General features: G+C 69.9%; 4 protein-coding genes and 1 pseudogene. All 5 read right to left on the reverse strand.

The window, feature by feature from the left end; translation table 11 throughout:
- Positions 1-210 precede the first annotated feature (210 nt).
- Complete coding sequence (gene arcC / locus BGO22_RS06975) at positions 211-1,134, reverse strand: carbamate kinase (RefSeq protein WP_070400940.1); 924 nt, start codon at positions 1,132-1,134, stop codon at positions 211-213.
- A 1-nt stretch (position 1,135) separates the two neighbouring features.
- Complete coding sequence (gene argF / locus BGO22_RS06980; RefSeq protein WP_286849748.1) at positions 1,136-2,137, reverse strand: ornithine carbamoyltransferase; 1,002 nt, start codon at positions 2,135-2,137, stop codon at positions 1,136-1,138.
- A 41-nt stretch (positions 2,138-2,178) separates the two neighbouring features.
- Positions 2,179-3,404: pseudogene (locus tag BGO22_RS06985) on the reverse strand (arginine deiminase).
- Positions 3,405-3,421: 17 nt separating this feature from the next.
- A complete protein-coding gene (locus BGO22_RS06990) occupies positions 3,422-4,879 on the reverse strand; it encodes a YfcC family protein (RefSeq protein ID WP_286849749.1) in 1,458 nt (485 codons plus the stop codon).
- A gap of 171 nt (positions 4,880-5,050) precedes the next feature.
- Positions 5,051-5,247, reverse strand: a 197-nt coding sequence (locus BGO22_RS06995; protein WP_286849750.1) for a DUF2894 domain-containing protein, incomplete at its 5' end; no start/stop codon positions are given.

Below are 5,247 nucleotides of genomic sequence, written 5' to 3' on the forward strand. Positions count from 1 at the left end.
TCAAAATCGCTGCATCTACGCATCGATTGCCTGGGCTCCGAAGCCGAGGGTCGTGGGTTCGATCCCCGCCAGCCGCGCCACTTCTCGCCTTTGCGGTGAGTGACCGATCACGAGGGCAGTCGATCGGTATCAGATCGCCCTTGGTCCCCTGTCGCTCGCCTTGGCGTGCCCGCGGCCATCCACGACGGCTTCGACGGAAGGCCGGCGTTGCTACGACATCCGGGGGCGGCCCACAACCCGTGTGCCCGCCTGGCGCGCCAGGATGGCGGCCGCATCGTCCAGCGCGCCGATGCCGGCCAGGGCGCCGGTGCGGTTCACGAAGTCGCAGGCGGCGCGCACCTTCGGGCCCATGGACCCCGCGGCGAAGTCCACGCCGCTCAGTTCCTGCGGCGTCACGTCGCCGAGCGCGCGCTGGCCGGGCGTGCCCCAGCCGGTGAACACGGCGGGCACATCGGTGAGCATGAGAAACGCATCCGCCCGCAACTCGGCGGCGAGCAGGCCGCTGGCGTGGTCCTTGTCGATCACGGCCTCCACGCCGATGTGGGTGCCGTCTTGGCGGCGCACCACCGGGATGCCGCCACCGCCCGCGCAGATCACCGTCACGCCCTGGTCGACCAGCAGGCGGATGACCTCGATCTCGAGGATGCGCAGGGGCCTGGGTGACGGCACCACGCGTCGCCAGGCCTGGCCATCGGGGGCGATGGCCCATCCGCGCTGCTGCTGCAGTGAGCGCGCCTGCGCTTCGCTGTAGACCGGGCCCACGGGCTTGTCCGGTGCGCCGAACGCGGCGTCGCGCGGGTCCACCTCCACCTGCGTCAGCAGCGTGGCGAAGCGCGCCGGCCCGGGGCAGGCGTTGTCCAATTCCTGCTGCAACACGTAGCCGATCATTCCCTCGGTCTCGGCGCCCAGCACGTCGAGCGGAAAACGGCCCTGGCCCGTGGCCTCGCCCTGCAGCGCGAGCAGGCCCACCTGCGGCCCGTTGCCGTGGGTGACGACCAGGTGGTGCCCGCCCTCCATGAGCCGCGCGAGCGCCTGCGCGGCGCGGCGGATGTTGTCGCGCTGCGTGGCGGCGCTCACCGGCTCGCCGCGCCGCAGCAGCGCGTTGCCACCCAGGGCCACCACCACGCGGGCCATATCAGCCGCCCAGGGTGGCCACCAGAACGGCCTTGATCGTGTGCATGCGGTTCTCGGCCTGGTCGAACACGATGGAGGCCGGGCTTTCGAAGACCTCGTCGTCGACCTCCATGGCACCGATGCCGTACAGCTTCTCTATCTGAGCGCCCACCTCCGTTTCGTTGTTGTGGAAGGCGGGCAGGCAATGCATGAAGCGCACGCGCGGATTGCCGGTCAAGGCCATCGCGCGGGCGTTGACCTGGTAGGGCAGCAGCAGGCGGATGCGTTCCGCCCACACGGATTCGGGCTCGCCCATCGACACCCAGACATCGGTGTAGAGAAAGTCGCAGCCCTTCACGCCCTCGGCCAGGTCCTCGGTCAGACGCACGCGGGCGCCACTGTCCCGCGCCAGGGTCTTCGCTTCGTCGACCACGGCCGCGTCGGGCCACAGGCCGCGCGGCCCGCACAGGCGCACGTCCATGCCGAGCTTGGCAGCGCCCGTCAGCAGCGAGTTGCCCATGTTGTTGCCGGTGTCGCCGAGGAAGCAGAAGGCCACGTCGCGCAGGGGCTTGTCGCAGTGCTCGCGCATGGTCATGAAGTCGGCCAGGATCTGCGTCGGATGGAATTGGTCGGTGAGCCCGTTGTACACGGGCACGCCCGACCATCTCGCCAGCGTCTCGACGACCGACTGCCCGTGGCCGCGGTACTCGATCGCGTCGTAGACGCGGCCCAGCACCCGCGCGGTGTCCTTGATCGATTCCTTGTGGCCGATGTGGCTGCCCGAGGGACCGAGGTAGGTCACCGTGGCGCCCTGGTCGTGCGCCGCCACTTCGAAGCCGACGCGCGTGCGCGTCGAGTCCTTCTCGAAGATCAGGGCGATCTCCTTGCCACGCAGCAGGGGCCGCTCGGTGCCGGCGTACTTGGCCGTCTTCAGGTCGGCGGCGAGCTTGAGCAGAAAGCCGATCTCGGCCGCCGAGTAGTCGCTCAGCGTGAGGAAGCTGCGGTTGCGCAGGTTGATGGCCATGGCGCGCCTTTCGGTGGTGTCGGGCCCTCGCGGCGGCGGCCTCAGGCCTCGCGCCACAGCGGGCAGGTCATGCAGTGCGCCCCGCCGCGGCCGCGGCCGAGTTCGCCGCCGCGGATGGTGATGACCTCGATGCCCGCCTTGCGCAGCAGGGTGTTGGTGTGGGTGTTGCGGTCGTAGCCGATGACCACGCCGGGTTCGAGGGCGACCACGTTTTGCCGTCGTCCCATTGCTCGCGCGCCTGCTCGTAGCCGTCTCCCCCGGTGGGAATGACGCGCAGCGCCTTCAGACCGAGGCATTGCGCCACCACGTCGAACAGCGGCCGCTTCTCGGTGCGGCATTGAATGCCGCCGCGGTCGTCCGGGTAAAGGCTGTGGCAGACGATCTGCGCCGCCACCTCGACGAAGCTGGTCACGGTGTCGCGGTCGCAGAACGAGAACACGGTGTCCAGGTGCATGGCCGCGCGCGAGCGGGGCATCTGGCAGGCCACCACGCGCTGCACGGCGCCGGCGGCGAACAGGGCCTGGGCGAGTTGCCCCACGGCCTGCGGGGTGCTGCGCTCGCCCATGCCCACCAGCACCACTCCGTGGCCGATGGGCATGATGTCGCCGCCTTCCAACGTGGCCGGGCCGTGGTCGGTATCGGGGTCGCCCCACCACACGGGGAAGCCGGCCTGCGCGAACAGCGGATGGAAACGGTACACGGCGGCCGTCAGCAGCGTTTCCTGGCGGCGGGCCGGCCAGTGCATGGGGTTGAGGCTCACGCCACCGTGGATCCAGGCGCTGGTGTCGCGGGTGAACATCAGGTTGGGCAGTGGCGGCAGCACGAAGCCGTCGGGGCCGAGGTAGGGACCGAACATGCCTTCGGGCTTGAATGGCAGCTCGTGCACCGCCAGGCCACCCACCAGGTGGCGCGCCAGCTGCGCGGGGGGCAGTTCCCACAGCCAGCCCCTGAGTTCGTCGAGCATGCCCACGCCCACGTGGTTCGGGGTGACCCGGCGCTGCAGCACCCAGTCGCGCGCGGTGGGGATGGCCAGGGTCTCGCTCAGGAGCTGGCCCATCTCCAGCACCTCGACGCCGCGGTCCTGCATCTTCGTGACGAAGTCGAAGTGGTCGGTGCGCGCCTGCTGCACCCAGAAGACGTCGTCGAACAGCATCGCCTCGCGGTTGGCGGGGGTGAGGCGTTCGTGGGCCAGCCCGGGCGAGCCGACCAGTACGCGGCGCAGCTTGCCGACCTCGGAATGCACCCCGAAGCGGGCCGGGCTTGACACGGGCGGATGGGGCGTGTTCACAGCAGGACCGCCGCGCTCAGCGAGGCCATGCTGAGCAAGGCCAGCATCAGCATCAACGGCCAGATGAAGCGCAGCCAGCGCTGGTAGGGCACGCGCCCGATGGCCAGCGCGCCGACCACCACCGCGTAGGTGGGCGTGACCAGGTTGGTGATGCCGATCGCGGTCTGGAACGCGGTGACCGCGAGGTCGCGCGGCACGCCGGCGAAATCCGACAGGGGCGCCAGGATCGGCATGCTCAGCACCGCCAGCCCCGAGGTGGACGGCACCAGCAGGCTCAGCAGGCCCTCGGTGGCAAAGAGCGCGTTCACGAAGGCCACGTTGGACATGCCGCCGATCCAGCCCTCCAGCGCGTGCAGGATGGTGTCGGTGATCTTCCCCTGGTCCATGATCACCACGATGCCGCGCGCCAGGCCGATCACCAGGGCCACACCGAGCAAGTCACGCGCGCCGTCGACGAAGGCGTTGGTGAACGGCTTCTCCCCCATCCAGGCCACCAGGCCCACGGCGATGGCCGACGCCAGGAACAGCGCCGACATCTCGGCCATCCACCAGCCGCGCAGTGCCACGCCCCAGACCATGGCGACGAAGGTCGCGCCGAACAGGACCAGGACGGTCTGTTGCCGCCCGGTGAGCACCTGATCGCGGTGGCTCTCGCGGTGGCGCAGGAAGTGGGCCTCGTTGGACGCCTTGAGATCGGCCACCAGCGAGCGCGACGGGTCCTGACGGACGCGCTCCGCATAGCGCATCACGTAGGCCACGCAGATCAGCCAACCCAGCGCCAGGATCACCAGCCGCAAGGCCATGCCCTGGGTGAACGGGATGCCGGCGGCGTTGGAGGCGATGGCGGTCGAGAAGGGATTGATGGTGGAGCCGAGCACGCCGATCCCGGCGCCCACCATGATCACGGCCACGCCCGTGAGCGCGTCGTAGCCCACCGCGATCATCAGCGGCAGCAGCAGCACATAGAAGGCGAGGGTTTCTTCCGCCATGCCGTAGGTGGTGCCGCCCGCGGCGAACAGCAGCATCAGCACCGGAATCATCCATTTCTCGCGGCCCTGCAGGCGCAGCATGACGCGCTCGATGCCGGTGTTGATGGCGCCGGTGGCGTTGACCACGCCCAGGAAGCCGCCGACCACGAGCACGAACAGCGAGACGTCGATGGCGTTGGCCACGCCCGTGGCCTGGTTGTAGAAGCCCGTGATGGGGGCCATCAGCACGTCGAGCGCGCCTTGCGGGGCAGCGTCGACGACCTGATAGGTGCCGGGCACCGGGGTGTCTTTGCCCAGGGCCTCATTGGCCACGCGTTCGTACTGGCCCGCCGGCAGCAGCCAGGTGAGCGCGGCCATCAGCACGATCAACGCGAACAGGATGGTGTAGGCGGTGGGGAACCGGTCCTGCGCGGAGGGCGGGGGGGCGGGGACCGCGCCCGCGATGGGCTCTGCCTGGTTGGCCATGGTGTTGCCTCCTTGTGCGCCCATGTGTGCCCTGCCGGATGGCAAGGGAGTCGCCTGGCGCTCAAGGTATCTTTGGCCAGCGGCGACCGGCGCGCTTTGACGCTGGTCAAGAACGGTGGCGGTCGCGCCGTGGTCGCCACCGCCTCGCAGCGCCGCTCGACACCCTCCGCTTCAACGGGCCTTCCGGGCCTTGGCCGCGGCAGCGGGCTTGGGCCGGGCGCTTGCTTCGTCGAGCCACAACAGCGTGTCGGTGTGCACCATGAAGCGGTGCAGGTAGTCGGGCGAGAGTTCGCTCAGCAGGCTCAGGGTGCGCAGCACGAGCATGTGCGAATTGAGCGGGCCGGCGGCCTCGGGGCCGCGTTGCACGG

The sequence above is a fragment of the Hydrogenophaga sp. 70-12 genome (assembly GCF_001897365.1).
GTDB classification, from domain to species: domain Bacteria; phylum Pseudomonadota; class Gammaproteobacteria; order Burkholderiales; family Burkholderiaceae_C; genus Hydrogenophaga; species Hydrogenophaga borbori.